This window comes from Pseudoalteromonas sp. SG43-7 (assembly GCF_014164295.1).
Lineage (GTDB): Bacteria > Pseudomonadota > Gammaproteobacteria > Enterobacterales > Alteromonadaceae > Pseudoalteromonas > Pseudoalteromonas rhizosphaerae.
This window is the reverse complement of sequence record NZ_JACJEY010000072.1, coordinates 1-20,991: the sequence shown is the minus strand read 5'-3', so window position 1 is coordinate 20,991 and position 20,991 is coordinate 1. Positions and strand designations below refer to the sequence as shown.

19 protein-coding genes and 1 pseudogene are annotated in these 20,991 nt (G+C 40.1%); 8 read left to right on the top strand and 12 right to left on the bottom strand.

Annotated features, from left to right (window positions below; translation table 11 throughout):
- Positions 1-23: 23 nt before the first annotated feature.
- The 9 genes from der to ndk all read right to left on the bottom strand — a co-directional run bounded on the left by der (position 24) and on the right by ndk (position 10,622).
- On the bottom strand, positions 24-1,490 hold the full coding sequence (gene der / locus H5200_RS20995; RefSeq protein ID WP_145239710.1) for a ribosome biogenesis GTPase Der: 1,467 nt from the start codon (positions 1,488-1,490) through the stop codon (positions 24-26).
- A 92-nt stretch (positions 1,491-1,582) separates the two neighbouring features.
- On the bottom strand, positions 1,583-2,761 hold the full coding sequence (gene bamB, locus H5200_RS20990) for an outer membrane protein assembly factor BamB (protein ID WP_182762507.1): 1,179 nt from the start codon (positions 2,759-2,761) through the stop codon (positions 1,583-1,585).
- A 9-nt stretch (positions 2,762-2,770) separates the two neighbouring features.
- Positions 2,771-3,391 carry a tetratricopeptide repeat protein gene (locus H5200_RS20985; RefSeq protein ID WP_182762505.1) on the bottom strand — a complete coding sequence of 207 codons (621 nt, stop codon included), beginning with the start codon at positions 3,389-3,391 and terminating at the stop codon, positions 2,771-2,773.
- A 16-nt stretch (positions 3,392-3,407) separates the two neighbouring features.
- Positions 3,408-4,688, bottom strand: a complete 1,281-nt coding sequence (hisS, locus tag H5200_RS20980; RefSeq protein WP_182718271.1) for a histidine--tRNA ligase — start codon at positions 4,686-4,688, stop codon at positions 3,408-3,410.
- Positions 4,689-4,824: 136 nt separating this feature from the next.
- The gene (gene ispG, locus H5200_RS20975) at positions 4,825-5,943 is read right to left on the bottom strand and encodes a flavodoxin-dependent (E)-4-hydroxy-3-methylbut-2-enyl-diphosphate synthase (protein WP_145239699.1); all 1,119 of its coding nucleotides are present in this window, start codon (positions 5,941-5,943) and stop codon (positions 4,825-4,827) included.
- A 5-nt stretch (positions 5,944-5,948) separates the two neighbouring features.
- Positions 5,949-6,821: a RodZ domain-containing protein gene (locus H5200_RS20970; RefSeq protein ID WP_182762503.1), complete on the bottom strand. Its 873-nt coding sequence runs from the start codon at positions 6,819-6,821 to the stop codon at positions 5,949-5,951.
- Complete coding sequence (gene pilW / locus H5200_RS20965; protein WP_182762501.1) at positions 6,818-8,773, bottom strand: type IV pilus biogenesis/stability protein PilW; 1,956 nt, start codon at positions 8,771-8,773, stop codon at positions 6,818-6,820. Before pilW ends, H5200_RS20970 begins: the two co-directional genes overlap by 4 nt.
- A gap of 112 nt (positions 8,774-8,885) precedes the next feature.
- Positions 8,886-10,019, bottom strand: a complete 1,134-nt coding sequence (locus H5200_RS20960; RefSeq protein WP_145239689.1) for a bifunctional tRNA (adenosine(37)-C2)-methyltransferase TrmG/ribosomal RNA large subunit methyltransferase RlmN — start codon at positions 10,017-10,019, stop codon at positions 8,886-8,888.
- 171 nt (positions 10,020-10,190) lie between these two features.
- Positions 10,191-10,622, bottom strand: coding sequence for a nucleoside-diphosphate kinase (ndk, locus tag H5200_RS20955; protein WP_008111339.1), 432 nt, complete (start codon positions 10,620-10,622; stop codon positions 10,191-10,193).
- Between the two features lie 579 nt (positions 10,623-11,201).
- Here ndk and H5200_RS20950 point away from each other — a divergent pair.
- Positions 11,202-12,518 carry a PAS domain-containing methyl-accepting chemotaxis protein gene (locus H5200_RS20950; protein ID WP_182718274.1) on the top strand — a complete coding sequence of 439 codons (1,317 nt, stop codon included), beginning with the start codon at positions 11,202-11,204 and terminating at the stop codon, positions 12,516-12,518.
- Positions 12,519-12,645: 127 nt separating this feature from the next.
- Positions 12,646-14,028, top strand: coding sequence for a tRNA 5-hydroxyuridine modification protein YegQ (gene yegQ, locus H5200_RS20945; protein ID WP_182762499.1), 1,383 nt, complete (start codon positions 12,646-12,648; stop codon positions 14,026-14,028).
- 128 nt (positions 14,029-14,156) lie between these two features.
- Here the strand turns inward: yegQ and H5200_RS20940 are convergent, their stop codons facing one another.
- The 3 genes from H5200_RS20940 to H5200_RS20930 form a co-directional block, all read right to left on the bottom strand.
- Entirely contained in the window at positions 14,157-14,936 is a 780-nt protein-coding gene (locus tag H5200_RS20940; protein WP_182762497.1) for a hypothetical protein, read from the bottom strand.
- 745 nt (positions 14,937-15,681) lie between these two features.
- Positions 15,682-16,974 (bottom strand): type II toxin-antitoxin system HipA family toxin, encoded by a 1,293-nt coding sequence (locus tag H5200_RS20935; RefSeq protein ID WP_182762495.1) that lies wholly within the window; start codon positions 16,972-16,974, stop codon positions 15,682-15,684.
- A complete protein-coding gene (locus H5200_RS20930) occupies positions 16,964-17,254 on the bottom strand; it encodes a helix-turn-helix transcriptional regulator (RefSeq protein ID WP_149981911.1) in 291 nt (96 codons plus the stop codon). Before H5200_RS20930 ends, H5200_RS20935 begins: the two co-directional genes overlap by 11 nt.
- 229 nt (positions 17,255-17,483) lie before the next feature.
- Between H5200_RS20930 and H5200_RS20925 the strand changes: the two genes are divergently transcribed.
- The 6 genes and pseudogenes from H5200_RS20925 (at position 17,484) to H5200_RS20900 (ending at position 20,871) form a co-directional block, all read left to right on the top strand.
- Positions 17,484-17,729 (top strand): YfhL family 4Fe-4S dicluster ferredoxin, encoded by a 246-nt coding sequence (locus tag H5200_RS20925; RefSeq protein ID WP_084447949.1) that lies wholly within the window; start codon positions 17,484-17,486, stop codon positions 17,727-17,729.
- A 442-nt stretch (positions 17,730-18,171) separates the two neighbouring features.
- Positions 18,172-18,249 (top strand): annotated as a pseudogene (locus H5200_RS24500) (hypothetical protein); the annotation flags it as partial.
- 311 nt (positions 18,250-18,560) lie between these two features.
- Positions 18,561-19,451: a hypothetical protein gene (locus H5200_RS20915; RefSeq protein ID WP_182762493.1), complete on the top strand. Its 891-nt coding sequence runs from the start codon at positions 18,561-18,563 to the stop codon at positions 19,449-19,451.
- On the top strand, positions 19,444-19,872 hold the full coding sequence (locus H5200_RS20910; RefSeq protein ID WP_182762491.1) for a hypothetical protein: 429 nt from the start codon (positions 19,444-19,446) through the stop codon (positions 19,870-19,872). Before H5200_RS20915 ends, H5200_RS20910 begins: the two co-directional genes overlap by 8 nt.
- Positions 19,862-20,533 carry a hypothetical protein gene (locus H5200_RS20905; RefSeq protein ID WP_182762488.1) on the top strand — a complete coding sequence of 224 codons (672 nt, stop codon included), beginning with the start codon at positions 19,862-19,864 and terminating at the stop codon, positions 20,531-20,533. Before H5200_RS20910 ends, H5200_RS20905 begins: the two co-directional genes overlap by 11 nt.
- 197 nt (positions 20,534-20,730) lie before the next feature.
- Positions 20,731-20,871: a hypothetical protein gene (locus H5200_RS20900; protein WP_182762486.1), complete on the top strand. Its 141-nt coding sequence runs from the start codon at positions 20,731-20,733 to the stop codon at positions 20,869-20,871.
- Positions 20,872-20,991: the final 120 nt, after the last annotated feature.

Below are 20,991 nucleotides of genomic sequence, written 5' to 3'. Positions count from 1 at the left end.
TCAGCTTTCAGCTTTCAGCTATATCATTTATTGCGGTTTTCTTTACTAAATGCGCGGATCTTACGTTTTTGCGAAAGAGTCACTTTATTAGTACGTCCTGCAAATGGGTTGTCACCTTCTCTAAACTCGATTTTGATAGGCGTGCCCATAATTTTTAATGCTTTACGGTAGTAGTTCATTAGGTAGCGTTTATAGCTATCTGGTAAATCATGTACTTGGTTACCGTGAATTACGATACGTGGTGGGTTATAACCACCCGCGTGCGCGTATTTAAGCTTAACGCGGCGACCACGAACCAGTGGCGGCTGGTGATCAGCTTGTGCCATGTCCATGATGCGGCGCAGCATAGCAGTACTAATACGCTTAGTTGCTGATTCATAAGCTTCGTCAATTGACTCAAACAAATGACCAACACCTGTACCATGTAAAGCTGAGATAAAGTGTAAGCGTGCAAAGTCAATAAAGCCTAAGCGACGGTCAAGCTCCGATTTAATACGATCTTTCACGTAATCATCAAGGCCATCCCATTTATTCACGGCAATAACCAGTGAGCGGCCAGAGTTTAAGGCAAAACCAAGTAAGCTTAAATCTTGATCCGAAATGCCAGCACGGGCATCTACAACCAGTAGCACCACGTTACAATCTTCGATTGCTTGGAGGGTTTTGATCACTGAGAACTTCTCAACCACATCGCTGACTTTTTTGCGTTTACGTACACCAGCGGTATCGATCAACACGTATTCTTTTTCGTTACGAGTCATTGGAATATAAATAGAATCGCGGGTTGTGCCCGGCATATCATAAACAATAACGCGTTCTTCACCTAATATACGGTTAGTCAGTGTTGACTTACCTACGTTAGGACGACCGATAATAGCGAGTTTTACTGGCTTATCTGCAAATGCTTCATGCGCTGTAGAATCTTCATCATCTTCAGAATATAAATCGATTAACTCGTCGTCATCGCCTTTACCATCATCATTTTGTGCACTCAGCTCTGCAAGCAAAGGCTGTAAGGTGTGTTCAAGTAACAAGGTAATACCACGGCCATGAGCGGCTGCAATATGATGTACTTCACCCAGTGACAATTGGTAAAACTCAGCACAATTTGAGTCAGCATCAATACCATCAGTTTTATTGGCAACAACAAAGCTTTTCTTTTCTTGTTTACGTAAATGGTTGGCAATAGCTTGATCAGCTACTGTCATACCTACGCGTGCATCAACTAAGAATAATACGATGTCGGCTTCTTCAATCGCCAGTAGCGATTGATCAGCCATTTCGATCTCGATGCCTTCTTCAGAGCCATCAATACCGCCCGTGTCTACCACGATAAATTCATAGCCATCGTAATTAGCTTGGCCATATTTTCGATCTCGCGTTAAGCCCGGAAAATCGGCAACGAGTGCATCACGCGTACGTGTTAAACGGTTAAATAATGTGGATTTGCCCACATTGGGTCGCCCAACTAGAGCGATCACGGGAAGCATAAACTACCTCTTAAAAAAACAACAAAAGGCTTCGCATAGCGAAGCCTTAAAAAAATAAATTAACTATTAATAACTTATAGTTATTTAGCAAATTAGTCCGGTATTTTTACCGCACTAACTTCACCATCTCGGGTGTATAAAATCAGTTTGTCGTCAGCAACAATTGGCTCAATAAAAAAGCCTGAACTGTCGAAGTCTTCACGCGATACAAGCTCGCCTGATTCTTTATTTAGCCAATGTAGATTACCTTCTTGGTCACCTATGGCTAAGTAATTTCCTGCTACCGCAGGCCCTGTTAAGTACCAACCACGAAGGGCTGGCTGACTCCAGCGTTCAATGCCAGAGGTTTTATCTAATCCATAAACAACACCATTACTGTCTACTACGTAAATAGTTTGGGTGTCCATGGCAATGTCACGGTAACTGCTGTATTCGCGTTTCCAGACAACATTACCAGAGCGAATATCTACAGCTGCTAAGTTACCATTATAAGCAATAGCATACGCATAAGGACCACTGATCAGAGGTTGTGTATCAACATCGACTAAACGTTCGAATTCTGATGCGCCTTTTGCTGTAGCAATTTCAGCACTCCACGCAGAGTAACCACTGTCAGAGATAAGTACGCTTAACTTGCCTGTTTCAAGGCCAACTAATACACCGCCGTTAGCAACGGTCGGAGAGCTTTGTCCGCGTAGTGTTAATGCGGGGACTTCTTGCTCATGGCTCCAACGCTCTTCACCGGTATCTGGGTGAAGGGCTAATAATTTACCTGAGCCTAGGTTAACATATATAAGGCCATCACCGGCAGCTGGTTTTGATAACACTTCACCGGGTACTTTTTTACGCCAAACAACATCACCCGTTTCACGGTCAAGGGCAACTAAATAACCATGCTCAGAGCCGATAAAAATTTTACCATAAGCTTGTAAAATACCACCGGATAATTTTGCACTAATGTCGCTTTGCCATGGCCAAAAGGTCAAATTTTCGCGAACATCAGTCTCCCAAAGAGTATTACCGTTTTCAAGCGATAGCGCTTCGACTTTACCAGCACGGTTAGCTACAAAAACACGGTCTTTATATACCGCCGGTGTTAGCCGAGAAAAGTAATGTTCAACACCGTCACCAATGCTTTCTTGCCAAATTACTTTGGTTTCAAACTGATTAACGATTTCAGGCAACACCAGTTCGTCTTCGTCATCGCTTGATGAACAACCGACTAAGGTTGCCATGCATAGCGCTATGGTTGCCGCTGTTAATTTTTTCATGGTAACCCCTTACGCCGTTGGGCTAGTTACTGCTAAGTCATCAAGTTTGATTTGCAATAATGGGTTATTATCAAGGCCACCTGCATCTGCAGCAGTCTGATAAGCGGTGCGAGCTTGATTTGCATCGCCTTGAGCTGTGTATATATCACCTTTAAGCTCTGCGACTGTTGCAGTGAATGAATCTGCAAGTTTAGCGTTAAGCGTTGTTAAAGCTTGGTCGTATTGCTGCTGTGCTATTTGCACGCGAGCTAAACGGGTGGTCGCCGTTGCTTTTAAATCTGCATTGGTAACATTAGTCATTATCCAGCTGAGCTTTTCACTGGCTACATCAAGTTGACCTTTTTCTACGGCTTCTTTAGCAGCAACAAAGGCTGCAAGTGCGCTGTAGTTAGTATCTTTGTGCTCTGCGATAAATGTATCTGCAGAACCTAATACTTCACCACCTTCAACCAGCTGAGTATATGCATCAGAGGCACTTTCAGCAGTTGTAATTTGATTTTGGTTATATGCTTTCCAGCCATACAGGCCACCTAAACCAAGCACTACACCTAGCGCCAGTGATACACCATTTTCACGAAAAAAACGTTTGATCGCTTCAGCTTGTTGTTCTTCTGTTGAATAAATATCCATTACTACCTCGTCTTTTTTAGCTGTTTATTAGCTCAGCTAAAAGCGTTTTAATTTGTTCTAATTCTAAGGTGACCTGTTCTTTACGCTCACGTAAATACTTAACTGTCACTACGCCTTGTTCTAATTCATCTTCGCCGATAATCAGTGCAACGAGTGCATCGCTTTTATCTGCGCGTTTAAGTTGTTTCTTAAAGTTACCGCCACCGGCATGGACCATGATACGTAAGCCAGGTACTTCAGCACGTAATTTAGCTGCGATAATAGGGGCTTGAATGCTGGCTTTATCACCCATCGCTGCCAAATATACATCAGCATTGCGACGAATGTCACCAACACATTCCAATGCTTGTAACATTAACACTAAACGTTCCAGACCCATAGCAAAGCCCACAGCTGGCGTTGCTTTGCCACCTAATTGCTCAACTAAGCCATCATAGCGGCCACCTGCACATACAGTACCTTGTGAGCCGAGGCTATCTGTAACCCACTCAAAAACAGTACGGTTATAGTAATCAAGGCCACGGACTAACTTTTCATTAACCGTGTATATGACGCCTGCGGCGTCTAAACGTTCACATAAATTTTCAAAATGTTCTTTTGATTCAGCATCTAAGTGTTCAGACAGTTTTGGTGCATCAACTAAAACCGCTTGTACATCAGGGTTTTTGCTATCTAGCACGCGCAGTGGGTTGCTGTACATACGACGTTTTGAGTCTTCGTCTAGTGCATCAATATGTTGCTCAAGATAAGCCACAAGTGCATCACGGTATTGCGCGCGAGCTTCGTTTGAACCTAAAGAATTAAGCTCTAAACGAACATGTTCGCTGATGCCAAATTGTTGCCATAATTGCGCCGTCAGTAAAATCACTTCAGCGTCAATATCAGCACTGGCAACACCAAAGGTTTCTAAACCAAATTGGTGAAACTGACGATAGCGACCTTTTTGCGGACGTTCATGACGAAACATTGGGCCCATATACCAAAGGCGTTGCTCTTGGTTATACAGTAAGCCGTTTTGATTACCAGCACGTACACATACAGCTGTACCTTCAGGACGAAGTGTTAAGCTGTCGCCATTATTGTCGGCAAAGGTGTACATTTCTTTTTCAACGATATCGGTGACTTCACCAATTGAGCGTTTAAAAAGATCGGTTGATTCTACAATTGGAAAACGAATTTCTTGATAACCGAACGATGCTACTGTCTCGCGTAAGATGTTTTCTACTTTCTGCCAAACTTGGGTATCGCCCGGCAGACAATCGTTCATTCCACGTATTGCCTGAATTTGTTTTGCCACTGCTAAATCCTAAAAACTGTTTTTTGCGTAATAAAAGATGACTACACAACAAGAATGCTAAAAATTGACCCGTCATTATAGCGTTCTAGCTATAAAGGTAAACGGCAAACGGCTTTGTTTGCCGACTATATTGTATTTATTCGACGATTTTGATGTCGATAGGGGTCTGTTTTTCTTTTTGTGCGATAAAGTCGCGTACATAGCCTTCGAGTTGATCAACAATATTGTTGTTATCAATTCGGGCTTTTTGACGTTCGCCATTAATATAAAGGCCCGAGCGACGGTTTGCACCAGCTAAGCCAATATCACTCACTAACGCTTCGCCAGGGCCATTGACCACACAACCAATAACCGATACTGATACCGGTTCGATGATATCTTCCAAACGCTCTTCAAGTTGGTTCATGGTACTAACCACATCAAACTCTTGACGTGAACAGCTCGGACAGGCAATAAAGTTAATCCCGCGAGAGCGAATGCGCAGTGATTTTAAAATATCAAAACCGACTTTGATCTCTTGTACTGGATCAGCCGCCAACGATACTCGCAGCGTATCGCCGATACCTTCGGCAAGTAACATACCTAAGCCTACAGCTGATTTCACTGAGCCTGAACGCATACCGCCTGCTTCTGTGATCCCTAAGTGCAGAGGTTGGTCAATTTCTTTAGCAAGTAAGCGATATGCTCCCACAGCTAAAAACACATCAGAAGCTTTTACTGATATTTTAAATTGATCAAAATCTAAACGGCGCAAAATATTTACATGGCGCATGGCTGATTCAAGTAACGCTTCAGGCGTTGGTTCGCCGTACTTTTCTTGTAAATCACGCTCTAATGAGCCGCCATTAACACCAATACGAATTGGAATGTTGTGCTCACGGGCAGCATCGACTACCGCGCGAATACGTTCTTCACTGCCAATGTTGCCAGGATTAATACGTAAACAATCAACACCATACTTTGCGACTTGCAAAGCAATACGATAATCAAAGTGAATATCTGCAACCAGTGGAATGGTGACTTGTTCTTTTATGCTTCTAAATGCTTCGGCGGCGTCCATAGTCGGCACGGAAACACGCACTATATCGGCGCCGGCATCTTGAATAGCTTGAATTTGTGCAACAGTTGCATCAACATCCATGGTATCGGTGTTGGTCATTGATTGCACGGCAATAGGGGCGCCATCACCGATCGGTACGTTACCCACGTTGATGCGGGTAGATTTTCTGCGTTTAATGGGAGATTCTGAAAACATAGTGACTACTCTGTTAACGGTAAATTAAATTTGGCTAAACGATTTTTTGGGAAACTGGAAATATCAATCTTTTCACCGTCAAGAGTGATATCAACAGCTTGATGCTTACCAAGCACGATAGAAAAAGGCAGATGACCTGATAAAGTCATATCATAACCCGCTTTTTTAACACCAAATGCCACTTTATCACCTTTGCCGTCATGAATTTCAACCCAACTTTCTTCATTGAAATGCATAACTATGGTGCCAAGGCCATCATTTTGTGGCTCGCTTGACGCTTCGCTCGGGGCAACGTCTAATTCGGTGGTATCGGCTTGTTGCTCCATAATTTGCGCCGCAGTGGGGTCATCAATCGATTCATCAGGGCCAGCTTGTTCTAGCTGGCTGATTGACGCCACGTCAGGCTCTGCCTGTGCGACTGCAACTGTCTCTTCGGCAAAGCTATTTAAAGATTGCGTTACAACTTGTTCGTCAAGAGGGGTTGAATTTTGCCACCACCATAATGCGGATGAACCAATAACAATTGCCAGAATAACGTAACTCACCAGCATCAAGCGACTATCATGGGCTTCTTTTTCTGTTCGTCTAGAAAAGCTTTGCATGTTGGTTTTTTTAACGGTTTCCTGCGGTTCAGGGAACAGCGCTAAAACGGCCGCAGTATCTAAATTAAAGGCGCGACAATAACTTTTTGCATAACCTTTAACAAAGGTAGCAGGGCCGATTAATTGGTGTTCGTCATTCTCAAGACGTTGTAATTGCAACACCGATAATTTTAAATTTTTTGCCAACTCTTCTAAGCTGACATTCGCTTGCTCGCGGCTACTTTTTAAAGTTTGGCCAAGAGTGAGCGTTGTTGATTCTGTATTTTCATCATTCATAATGAGTATGATTCAGGGTCCACTAGTAACAGTCTATGCCCAGGTTTAAGTGCAACATCCGGGCTTAATTTATTCCATCGCATTAACTGATCAATTAACAAGCGACGCTTGGTGGCAATACTATACAAAGTATCACCGACGTTAATTTCGTAATAAATGTTGGGATCGTTGAGATAAATTTTCGTCCCATTGACCACCCGATCAGATTCTTTCAGACCATTCCATTGGAGTAATTTCTGTAGTTTAACATTGTATCGTACTGAAATGCTAAATAGGTTTTCACCATCTTGCAAAACATGGTAAGGCGTCGTTAATTGTGGGATCCGCGGATTTAGCAACGGTGCGTGAGTATTTTGTTGCGGATCTTGAAAACGGATCTCAGGTGTAGAGCTATAACTTGACTCTGCGAAGACGGCAGCGTTGCGTTTTGGCTGGTAAAAAACCACCTTTTCTTCATCCGTTAATTCATCACTAAATTGTGCTTGGCTTGAAGCCTGGCTGTTATTTGCAACGGCTTGGCTATCAGTGGGCGCACCAAAAGAAACAATTGTTACACCATCTTGTGCTTTGCTACTACGAGCAAGCGTTTGGGGAGGCGTTGCGGCAGTCGCTGTGGGCGCTGTTGCTAAATGCACAGTTGGTATTGCTAATGCTTTAGCAACTGCCTCCTCAGAGGCTAGTGATGCAATGTCCGTCGCTTGAGTTGAAGTTACAGCTGGATTGTTTGGTGTTTGTGCGACCACCAGAGCAGACATTACTGCCACAGGATCATTATTGTTTGCTGGAGCACTGAGCTGTACAGCGGTAGTATCAACGTTTGTTTGCACTGGCGTTGTTATTGCTGTGGTACTTAAAGCCGCCAAAATACCACTCGTATCGACTGGTGTTGATACTGTTGCTTGGCTTTGCTGGCTACTTAGTGATGCGGTGCTTTGCGTTGGCGCAACCGGTGAGGTTAGCAACGCGGTAGTTAATTCATTGCTGCTTGCATTGTTATTTTTAACGGCCATTGTTGGCGTTGTGATACTTTGCGCCGACGTACTAGTTGTTGGCGCTTTTTTCTTTTTTACAATGCGTATTTTGGGTGCCGAGATCACCTCTCCCGCAGGGCTATTTGCTTGTAGCTCATCTAATTTTGCTTGGCGGTATTGCGAGCGCAGTATTTCAAACTCACTACGTTTGATTTTTTGCTCGCGAATTATCCCCGCTTCACTTGAGGTTGGGTAGGTTTGCAATATCATTGCCGCAGTGGTTTCGGCTTTTTCAATGTGGCCCATGCGCTGCTCAACTAAATAGCTTAATAGCAATGAGCGAGACGATACTTGACCACTATTCTCATAACGCTCGAGTATTTCTTTTGCTCTATGTAAATCACTTTTAGCGTAATACAAAGCGGCTAAACTGATCAGTGATGAGGCACGCATTGAACTGTGATTAATGGCCGATTTGAAATATTTTTCAGCGTTATCAAAATCATCAAACTCAATGGCGCACAAAGCTAAATTTTCATAACTTTCTGCTACTCGTATATAACTTGGGATGGCAATGGCTTTGAGTAGTTGTTCTGTGGCGCGGCCGTACTCGTCAATACCGCATAAAAATACCCCGTAGTTATTTCGGGTATTAGGATCATTGGGATCAATTTTTATTGCTTTTTGATAGGCTTTATCGGCTTGTACGTTTTCGCCGACTTGTTGGTAATAATAAGCAAATGAATAATGGACTTCAGGAAGATCAGGAGAGAAAGACGCGGCGCGTTCGAGGTTATACTTTGCTTGCGAGCTATTACCAGTGCTTAAATATTCTAATGCTAAGGCTATTCGGGTACGTGCTGCGCCGGTATTATTGATTTTATTTTCAACGACTGGTTTGTCATTGCCATCATAACTATTTTCAGTTACACACCCTGTTAAAGCGAGTGCACTGATAGTTAAAGCAAGTAAAGATCGCATTACTTCTTCTCTTTATTATTGTCCATGCACCTATATTACCGAAAAGCCCTTATCTTGCATCATTTATTTAAAAATAAAGCAGCGCTAAGGGCTTTTGATTCACGACAACAGATTATGCTTGGTGGATATTAACCGCAATCGCATTATCGTCGCGCATTTTCTTTTTCGCTAAACGTTTTGTACGGTCAACTACATCACCAACTAACTGGCCGCAGGCCGCATCAATATCATCACCGCGAGTACGACGAACAATACAGGTAATACCTGCTGCTTGTAGCACTTTTGAAAAGCGGTCAATACGGCTGTTACTAGAGCGTGTATATTCGTTACCCGGGAATGGGTTAAACGGGATAAGGTTCACTTTAGATGGTGTGCCTTTGAGTGTTTTAACTAATTCATGGGCTTGATCTGTGCTGTCATTAATACCATTTAGCATCACATACTCAATGGTCACATCTTTATTGGCTTTAGAGCCATCAATGTAACGACGACACGCCGCTAAAAACTCTTCAATTGGGTATTTTTTATTGATTGGCACTAAAATATCACGTAATGCGTTATCAGGTGCGTGTAGAGAAATAGCCAATGCAACGTCGATTTTTTCTTTCAATAAATCAAGTGCAGGCACCACACCAGAGGTACTTAAAGTAACGCGGCGTTTAGATAAACCAAAACCCCAATCGTCCATCATTAATTCCATTGCCGGAACTACGTTTTTAAGATTAAGCAATGGCTCGCCCATGCCCATCATAACGACGTTGGTGACCGGACGCTTTTCACTGTTGCCATCAAGGCCTATGTCTTTGGCCACACGCCAAACTTGGCCGATAATTTCAGATACTTTTAAGTTACGGTTAAACCCTTGCTGCGCTGTTGAGCAAAATGTACATTCAAGCGCACAACCAACTTGCGATGATACACACAAGGTGGCACGTTCTTTTTCTGGGATCCATACGGCTTCAACTTCTTGGCCGCCTTCAAGTATCAGCGCGTACTTGATTGTACCGTCACTGGCTTGTTGGCGTACGGTGATCTCAGGCGCGACAATTTCACATTCTGCTTTTAGTTTTTCTTTCAGCTTTTTGTTAACGTTGCTCATTTCGTCAAAGTTATCAACGCCAAAATGATAAATCCATTTCATCACCTGATCGCCACGGAATGGCTTTTCACCGAACGATACAAATAACTCGCGCATTGCATCTCGGTTTAAATCTAATAAGTTAATCTTTTTTTGCTCAGTGGTCATGAAACAACCTTAATCAGTGACGGTGGTGATAAAAATTTACAAAGGCGAATTGTACACAATTCACTCACTTTAATCATTAAGTAAAACATCATAAATTAGATAATTAATACTTTAACTAATGACTAAAAAAGGGCTCGAAAGCCCTTTTTACTTTTGCTTAGCGCATTCGAATTAACGAGTACGTGGGCAAAGCTCTTCGTCTGCGAAGAAGTACGCGATTTCGCGAGCAGCAGATTCAACAGCGTCTGAACCGTGAACAGCATTTTCGTCGATGCTATCAGCGTAGTCAGCACGTAAAGTACCAGCTAGTGCTTCAGCAGGGTTAGTAGCACCCATGATTTCGCGGTTTTTAAGAACAGCGTTTTCGCCTTCAAGAACTGTAACCATTACTGGACCAGATGTCATGAAAGATACTAAAGCACCAAAGAAAGGACGCTCGCTGTGTTCTGCGTAGAAACCTTCCGCTTTCTCTTGTGAAAGGTGAACCATTTTAGCTGCAACGATTTTAAGGCCAGCAGTTTCGAAACGGTTGTAGATAGCGCCGATGTGGTTTTTAGCAACTGCATCAGGTTTTACGATTGAGAAAGTACGCTCTAAAGCCATCTTTATGCTCCAATAATTTTTAAGTAAAAGTGTGAATATTAACGGGCGCGAATTATACGCGTTTTAGTAGGCAATGCCTAGTTTTATTAAAAACTAGCTTGATGACAATTGTGCGATTTTTAAATGTTAGGCAATCACCACGCATAGAAAAGCATGATGCTGTGAATTAATTAATGATCTAACATTGCATGGGACTACGTATTACTTAATTTAGCTAATAATAAGTTGAAATATTTTTCGAAGGTTATTTTTAGTACAAAATGGTGCTCAGTGACTATAACGTTTAGGCCCTTATCTGTAACTGCACTATTAAAAATTACCTTAAATTTTATTAACCTTATGTTTTAATTATTTATTTTAAAATTATTGATAGGCGCTTTTGTATCATTCGAGCTTTTGCCATTTAAACTGCTATAAGATGCACAATAGAAAATCCACTTTTAGCTTAAAATGATTATTTTAGTTAAATTCTACTAAATTTGGGGACTTGGTTTACACTCAAGTTATAACCATGAAATAAATTAAAGGTTTTAATATCTTCGTGCTTCATTTCATCCATTTCATTGATAGTAGGTTGCTATGTTTTTTAATAACACTATAAAAAGTGAGAATGCTAAATTAAAAAGTCAGCTTTTTGTGCAGAATCAAGTAAGAAAAAGCTTAGACGAAGAAATGCTAGTTTTAATCATTGATAAGACTGGGCTTATTTCATCGCAAAATAAAAACTTTGCAAACGAGCTTGGTTACCCTGATCAGCAACTGATTGGAAAAAAGTTACTAGATTTTGTGCCAAGTAACGCCAGACAGACAGGGCATTTTAAAAGCTTAAAAAAAGCATTAGAGAAGCATGAACACTGGGCTGGTGCATTGCAGTTTGTTCATGTTAATGGTGAACAAGACTGGCTAAGAAGTATTTTACAGCCGATCATTGATGAGCAAGGTAAGCTAGTTGAGTTTACTCTGCATTCTAATGTGTTAACGCGTACGATTGAAACCTCCCGTGAGCATCAAGATTTAATTAAAGCATTACATCGTGCCATGGCCGTTATTGAATTTGATACTAATGGCATTGTATTGACAGCAAACGAAAACTTTTTGGCGGGAATGGGATATTCACTTAAAGAGATTGTTGGCCAACATCATCGTATTTTTTGTGAACCAGAAGAGGCTAATTCACCAGAATATGAAGCCTTTTGGAAACAGCTCAAAAGAGGCGAATACGTTTCAAGCCGTTTTAAACGCATAGACAGTTATGGGCGAGTGGTTTGGCTTGAAGCTTCTTATAACCCAATTTTCAATGAGCAAAACGAACTGTATAAAGTGGTTAAATTCGCTACTGTTATTACTGAGCAAGTTGAGCGGGAGCTCGCAATCGCAGAGGCGGCAGATATTGCCTATAGCACTTCAACTGAAACTGACCACCTTGCAGATCAAGGTGCTGCTGTCATTGAGCAAGCGGTTAAAGTAATGAATGAGCTGGCGGTGCAAATGTCGCAAGCAGGGGATGAAATATCAGCATTGGATAAACAATCACAGTTAATTGCCAGCATAGTGCAAAGTATTAGCAGCATTGCTGATCAAACTAATTTGCTAGCCTTAAATGCGGCGATTGAAGCAGCAAGAGCTGGTGAGCAAGGGCGAGGTTTTGCGGTAGTCGCCGATGAAGTGCGTCAATTAGCATCTCGAACCAGTAAAGCCACAGAAGAAATTGTTGAAGTGGTACAAAAAAATCAAAGCTTAACGCAGTCAAGCGTAAAAGCCATTAAGCAAGGTGAAGATAAAGCACAAGAAGGGTTAGAGCTGTCAAACGAGTCTGGCATTGTGATGAGCAATATTAAAAAAGGTGCCCAGCAAGTCGTTGATGCAGTGAGCCAGTTTGCCAATCAATTAAAGTGAGTTTTATGATTTCGATCAAAACATCTTAATTTAACGTACCATATACTGCCGCGCTTTATTACTTGATCTGATTTTCAGGTTATTTTCATGCCACTGGCTTGATCCCAGTTTTATGTATGGAGCGCGCATGTCGTCAATTATTACCTCGTTTACCCCAGAGTTACTTTCACCAGCTGGCAGTTTAAAAAACATGCGTTATGCCTTTGCTTATGGGGCTGATGCGGTGTATGCCGGACAACCTCGTTATAGCTTGCGAGTACGTAATAATGAATTTGATCTGGAAACGTTAAAAATAGGCATTGATGAAGCGCATGCGCTGAATAAAAAGTTTTATGTGGTATCAAACATTGCCCCGCACAATGCCAAAGTGAAATCGTATTTACGCGACATTGAACCAGTAATTGCGATGGGGCCAGATGCGCTGATCATGTCAGATCCGGGTTTAATCATGTTAGTGCGTGAAAAATGGCCTGATATGGCTATTCATTTATCAGTACAAGCAAACGCTGTAAATTATGCCAGTGTACAGTTTTGGGCTAAACAAGGCATAGAGCGGGTGATTTTATCCCGCGAGCTATCACTTGAAGAAATAAGTGAAATTCGCACGCTTTGCCCAGCAACCGAGCTAGAGGTATTTGTACATGGCGCATTATGTATGGCGTATTCTGGCCGTTGTTTGTTATCAGGCTATATAAACAAACGCGATCCAAACCAAGGCACCTGTACCAATGCATGCCGCTGGGAATACGATGTAAAACCGGGCGTTGAAAACGAAACCGGTGAAATGGTGCATAAATTTGATCCTCAGCAGGTTATTCCTACTCTTGGCGACGGCGCACCAAGTAATGATATTGTTATGCTTGAAGAGCAAGGCCGCCCGGGTGAATACATGCCAGCGTTTGAAGACGAACACGGCACTTATATCATGAACTCAAAAGATTTACGCGCCGTGCAATACGTAGAGCAGCTTACAAAAATGGGCGTGCATAGCTTAAAAATAGAAGGCCGCACTAAATCGTTTTATTATGTTGCGCGTACAGCACAGGTTTATCGTAAAGCAATCGACGATGCCGCAGCAGGAAAACCATTCGACGCTGATTTATTTAAAACATTAGAAAACCTAGCCCATCGCGGTTACACCGAAGGCTTTTTAAAGCGCCACGCCCATCAAGATTATCAAAACTACGAATACGGCCATTCAGTTTCTACCAAGCAGCAATTTGTCGGCGAAGTATTAGGGCGAAATAGCAATGGCTTGGTAGAGATTGATGTTAAAAACAAATTCTGTGTGGGTCATTCGTTAGAGCTGATGACCCCTAAAGGTAATATTAGTTTTGTGCTTGAATGTATGGAAAACAAAAAAGGCGAGGCAATTACCGATGCCAAAGGCTCAGGGCATATAGTAAAAATTCCACTGCCCGACAGTATCGATTTAGAACACGCCATACTTATGCGCAACCTAGATGAAAACCAAGACACCCGCAATCCGTTTAAACAAATCGCGGGTTAGCTTTTAGTTAACAACAGGTGTTAATGCTTTCAACACCTTTAATTATCTATCATCCAAATTTTGGGTTGATTATTACCTATAAAAAGTGATGCCGAAAAACAAAATCGCGGTATCACTTTCAATAGACATTAGCGTAATTGAAAGTGCTGGAAAACAGCTTGTCGAACTTCAATATACTCAATGTGGCCATTACTAGGTATGATCATATCTTGAAATTCATACTGGTATCCGTTGAAATTAACAAAGACATCACAGGTATAAAAAGGCGTACCCTGTGCGCCAGATTTACTGACAGGAACCACGCGTTGATGATCGCTGGTTGTGAAATTTTCGCGATCAATACGCCCATACGAAAACCCCTGTGATGATTCAAACCAAGTAAATGCAACAATTGAAAGAATTACGGGCATACACAAGTAAGCGTGCTTTATAAGCCTTTCCCTATATTTATAGGCCAAATTTGGTAGCATAATCATATTAATAACAATTAATGCCGCAGATAAATAAACGCCAAAAATGAGGAGTAAACGAGTATCAGCCATTGCGATCACCATAAATGGAAATAAAGCGATAACGATTAAGATAATGGCATAACTAAGGCGGGTTTTAGGGTTGCGTGCAAATAATGCTAATAACACCATTCCTATAAAAATATAAGCAAGGAACAAACAAAGCGGTAAGCCCAGTATTGAAACGCTAACATATATTTTCTGCATGCGGGTAAAGTCCAGCATCGGTATATTTACAACCGTTACAGCAATAACGTAAGCAATTAAATAAACCATTAAACTTATTTTAAAGTTGTTAAAGACTTTGCCAATAAGCCAGTTGATTGACTTTGTAATGTAGCAAATAGGCGATAGCATATTTAAGTCATCTTTAACTTCTATTAACTTTTCTTTACTCATTTAGCTCCAATCATCATATGTGTTTTTTAAGTTATTGACTCCATTAGTATTATAAGATAGTTGCGTAAAAATAGTAATCAGAAAAAGTTGCCCTTAAAATACACGTCGTTACTTAATTTAGTTCCTTAGGTTTATTCTTAACCCCAAAACCAGCACTTCAGTAGGTGATTATCACTAATTAGACCTTTTCTGTAAAAAATATTTATATTAATTATTTAACTGTTTTTTAGTTAAGCCGTGCAGGAAGCTTGAGCCGATAGGAAATCTATAACTGCATGGAAAATTCTGGAATTACTGAAGAAGATGTAATTCGTTGTCGATAATCGAGATTGGTTAACCCAATAAATTGGGGCGTTAAATGCAGGGCAAGCTTACTGTCGAAAACAGCAAAGAACTGGGTAATACAAAGGGTCGTAAAGTAAAATTTATCATAATAGTTATAATCACTTTTTTTAAGAGGTTGTTAAAACTAGCATTACACGGGCTAACTCTCTATGACCAGATTTTTGATAGCTATTACGATATTTGTTTTTGATTATTAAAATTGCATTGCCTGCGATTCAATTCCCACCTACAACTGCTACAGATATTAAGAAGATAAAACCATGAAATTACAAAGCAGATAATTGATTCAAGATCTTTACCGACTAAATTATATGGTTTTTGAACAATTAGAGTAAAAATTGCAACCCCAAATTTGTAGAGAAAATCTAATTGATTTGTAAGTGCTATTAGCTGAATACAATTAGCGACCAGTTAAATGCTTATTCATGGCGTACGTATTATCAAGCTGTTGCTCTATTAAGTTAATCGTTTGCTTATTTACGCCGAGTGCTTTAGCTGTGTCTTTAAAGTTGAAAATAATCTCTGCTATTTCAGATATGATCACTTGTACCTGCTTCCAATTTGCATAACCAGCTGCAGAGGCCAGCTTTTGAATCGCTTTTAGTGGTGGGTTTTTTCCAAATCCGGCAAATGAAGTCGCATGCTCGTTAAAAGGATCAGGACTAAAAGTTACATCATAAAAAGGCGCTAAATCCCACTCACCTGAATCTTCTTGTAAAAAAGCCCAGTTTTTACTGTGGTCATCTTGATTACAGCTAAATAAATTAAACATAGCTCGACGAAATTGTAACTGCCCTGCAGCAGGTGATTTGCATAAAACACGGCTCGCTTTAATTAAATCCTCATAATCTAATGAAGGTGTGCGAAAATCAGCATCCAGCAAGCCACATGCACTATGCATATGTTTGCAGCCCATTTTATCACCCATTAATTTAAACCTATCGAATCGCTTTAAGGCGAGCCATTGCTTTGCACCGGTTCCTTCAGGGGCGGGTACCAGTAATCTCTGAGGTGGGTTTAATCCCGTTTGTTCAGCCAAATCCAAATATACAGCTTCACATAACCCTTCCTCATGTCCTAAAGCGAGGTTTTTGGATGTGAATTTTATTAACCAAGCATCATCGCCCGTTTTAGGCTTAGTTCTACATTCTTGTATCTTATTGTCAGGAAAATAAATTTGAGCCTTAGGTCGTGCACCGCCGGAACTGCCTGCAGCTACTAACGCAGAAAGTACTTCTTCTGTTTGCCCGTCAAATATTGCTTGAGCTTGTTGACCCAATGTAGCAAGGCCAGCCTCATTGTCATTTGTTCCATCATAATGAGTTTCAGGTGTAAACGATAATGCGCCCATAGCCGAATGGCCAACAAAAGATAAGCGGTCCATAGCGGTAACAAAGTTAGGCATTATATTATTTTGTCTGAATACGCGGTCCTGTAGAAGTAACCCCCACCCATCAGGTAAACAATCAGAAAAGACCCCATGCAAACCGTTGTGTGGGGTTTTAGGTGCTAACTGAACCTCTCTATTAAAGGCGAGTGAGAATGGCGAAAGATTACCGTATGTGTCTAAATAACTTTCCTCGAATTGAAAGTAAACACCTTGCCTATTTTGAGCAAGTACACCCACCATTAATTCTGATGAATCTGATAGTGTACGTTTTACTTCTAGCTTATCTATGGGTTTAAAGGCCATTGTTTAACACCTGATCAATAGACGTTGGCGCATTTTTATTTTGAGCTGGCACTTTTGTTAAGTCATATAAACGAGTTAAGTCGTCGAGTGTTTGCCACAAAAGCAATAGCTGTCTGAATGAAATAAGCCCTGTAACCTCAAACTTTTTTATTGTAGAAGCAGGTACTGTGCTTTTTTTAGCTAACGCCTCGCGTGACATTTTTGCTTTTTTGCGACATTCTTTTAGATGCTCAGCAAAGGCTTGTTGCACATCACCTTCGCTTAATAATAGATAATTAATAATAGCACCTCACGAACTTGATTGGACATTACTATAGCCAAAATTGCTTTTTTATGAGCTTAATGGATATTATAGTATCCATTTTTAGTTGTAAAGTGAATGGTTGAATGCGGATTACCTAATATGATTTTTATTGATTGAGATCAACAAGAAAACGCGGAATAAAATGCATAATTTACGGCTGCAAATTTATGCTAGAAGTACTAGCTCTAATAAATGAGGTTAGAGAGTGGCTTTACTAATTAACAGCAAATGCATTAACTGCGACATGTGCGATCCAGAATGCCCTAACGAAGCCATTTATATGGGCGCTAAAATCTACCAAATCGACCCTGCAAAGTGCACCGAATGCGTAGGCCATTACGACAAACCCACCTGCGTCAGTGTATGCCCGATAGATTGTATAAAGCCCGATCCGAATCATCGTGAAAGTATAGATGAACTGGCCGAAAAGTATGTGAGATTGATGGGTTAGTTTGTTGATTGGTTTTTTATGTTTCATCGGGTTACGAAGCTAAAGTTGCGACACTGTCGCAACAATTAAACTGCTCGTATATTACGTATTGTTATCGATAAAACTTCCTATATTTTTTATAATTAAATCTCAAAAAAACACGCTCTTTCAGTACGGTAACTCAATGATTTATATTTATATTTATATTTTTATCTGAGAGACTTATGGAGGCTGCACCTGAAAAACCACAAATCGGGTTTGAATAGTCGCTTTGGGGTGCCGCCAATAAGCTACGCAGTAATAGCGAAAACTTATTATTAAACATTCGTCAAATTGTTGAGCAAGTGTGTGGGCAGGTCAAACAAACCGTTAATACCTCTATGCTGCAAACTTATTGGCAAATAGCCGCTTAATTGTAGAATGAGCAGGAAGGCGAAGTTCGCGTAGTCTAAGATAAAGCAATATAAAACGCTTACTACAGCAGCTTATCGCGGATTATGGCAAAGGTTTTGATATCACCAGCCTGCGTAATATGCGTCGCTTTTATCTCGCCTTTGAAAAAGGAGACGCAGTGCGTTTCGAATTTAGTTGGACGCTGTTAGTTGAAAACAATAAAATGCCACTAAATAGCTTTAGAAAAAATCAAAGCTTAGTAGATTAAGAATACGCTCTTAGTATTTTCATCAAATGCCCCTGTGATAACATAATTTTAATATTATTCTAATTAAGTTTTATAAATTTTTAATCTTTGCGGTATCATAAGGTATGCATTTCAAATTCACCTGAGTACGCAATCTCATTGATTTGAGTGCCTACCTATCATTCTGTTGGAATATATAAAAACTCAGTTTTATGTGTAAAAAAGTATTCCATTTTAGTTATTTTTATAAGGATATTAAGAGAAGTATGGAAAGTAACAATGAGTCTTCGGTCACCAGTGAAAATGCTGAAACAGTAGAAGCAGAAACTCAAGATAACCCTCTCTCCCAGAATCAATTAATACAGCAATGGCGAGTAAACCTTGCATCCCTAAAAAAAGACACAGGGTTTGAAGTACCTAAGGAACTTGATAAAAGTGATGAAAAGGTAACTACTGCGCTAGATGCAATAGCGTATTTAGATAAGAAAAATACTCTACTAGACGAAAACGAAGATCTCCAGTTATCAGACAATGGCTTTGCAACATATAAAACCAAACATATGATTGCTTTTGAATATTTATCACAGTTAAAAAAGCCTGATCTAATGAGAAACTCAGCGAAATTTTACTTTTTTTCAAGAGCAAAACAAATAGAGCAGTTGTCAAAACCAAGCAGTTGGGTTCACTCGTTATTTCACTTTTTAATCACGCTAGTAGTTATTTTAGCGCTCGGGGTTATTAGCTTATTAGTGTTAGTTAAAACTCAGGATAATTTGTTTGTTAAGTTATTAATAGGTTGGTTTTGGATTGTAAATATTAAAACAGCGAGCAATTTAATTGCGAAATATAAAAAATTAGCTATCACTCCTTTTCGGTTTAGTCTCAGCTTATTAGGTATTCAGTCACTAAACATACTAATAAAAGTAAGCCTACTATGCATTATTCCTTTTCTTATTGTGAGTAAATACAACGCTTATTGGATTGATGACATCATAATAATTAGCTTATTTATTTCGTGTCTAATTAACTTTAAGCCTCAAGAAAAACCATCAAAGCAAGTAGCTGAAAAAGACTTAACAGAAGCAGGCACAGCCAATGTTTAAAGGGTTTATATTAGTTGTACTCATCCTTTTCAGTGCCAGCAGTTTAGCGAAAGTTGATATAGACCTGGCGTGTAAAGAAAAAAAAGAGCAACAACGTTCACTCTTAGAAAGGCTTTCAACTTCTGTGACTGAAGCGTACTTAGCGGGGCAATGCACTGGGTATGATTCGTACTACAAGGTTAATCTTAAAGAGTCTTGCAGTGAATTTTTAGAACAAAAGAAATCGCTACTGGGTTCTTTAAGTACATCCCTAAAAGAGGCTCATCTGGCAGGAGTGTGTGTTGGCGCAATTTATAGAGTAGCAAAACTGTGTAAAGCACACACTTACAACATTAATTATGCCTTTATTGCTAGAGGAGCTCTAACCGTTTATGAAATAGAACAGAGCCTTGGTTGTAATAAGGAACAGTATGGCTGGTAAAAATAAAAGTATTGCAGCGGTTGCCTGTCAAGCTTTAGGAATAGACCGCAACTTGCTACCAGAGCGGTTAAGAAGTCGTTTAAATTATTACGTTAAAGATAAAAACCTTAAAGCGAAACTACTTGATGAGGTAGATATAAAATCTGAGTCAGTCGATTATGTGCCAAAGCCTATTAAAGCAGGTACTCATGTATTTATTCGTAATCTGATTATTCTAGATACGTTGTTTGAAGATAAAAAATTAGTTGTAAAGTGGCTCAATGGCGAAAAAATCAATACTGCAAGTTTTGATCAATTTGCCAAGGAGTGGAGGGCTAAAAAATTACTCTTTCAAGCACTTGATAAGCGTATTGGTGATTTAAGGCTTTTTCTATCAGATGAAAATATAGATTGGTCACAAGATGAAATCCCATATCCATTTAATGAAGGTCAATATAGTTCATTGGAGATGATTGCTAATTCTATTGAATTTGATACGCAATCGAGCCCATATGATTTAGCACTAAAAGCCGTGATCGAAGGCGAATTTGGTGTTTTAGGTAAACTAATTACTGACAATCCAGATGCGTTTATTAGCGAACATGGTCAATGGTTAGTTACTTTATACAACACAAAAAAAGCAGAATACGAAGAATATAGTTTATTACTAAATAAATTTTAAAATATTTACATATTTCCCTTTTTTGTGAATTTCACAGTTTGATACTTGCTCCTGAAGTCACCGCCTACTGCGGTGACATTAGGAGATTATAATGCACCATTTAATTCTTTTTTCATTACTCAATGAAACCAACGAACTTTCATCAGCTGATTCAGCTATCAAAACAACGTTATTAAACCTTGTGTTAGGAGGTTCGTATGAATAACTCTTTTGATGAATTAGTCATTAATTATCACGTTACAGAAGTATGTAATTACTCATGCAAATTTTGCTATGCAAAGTGGGACCGTCCTAACGAAATCCATGCTAATGGCCAAGATGCAGAGTTAATGCTCTAAAGTATCCCCAGAATTAGCCTTTATATATCAATGAACTAATAGTATTAAAAAATGTGGGAAGCGAGGGAACATTCATGGTGTTTTGTGATCTTATGAATCGCTTAAAAACAACAGAGCTAA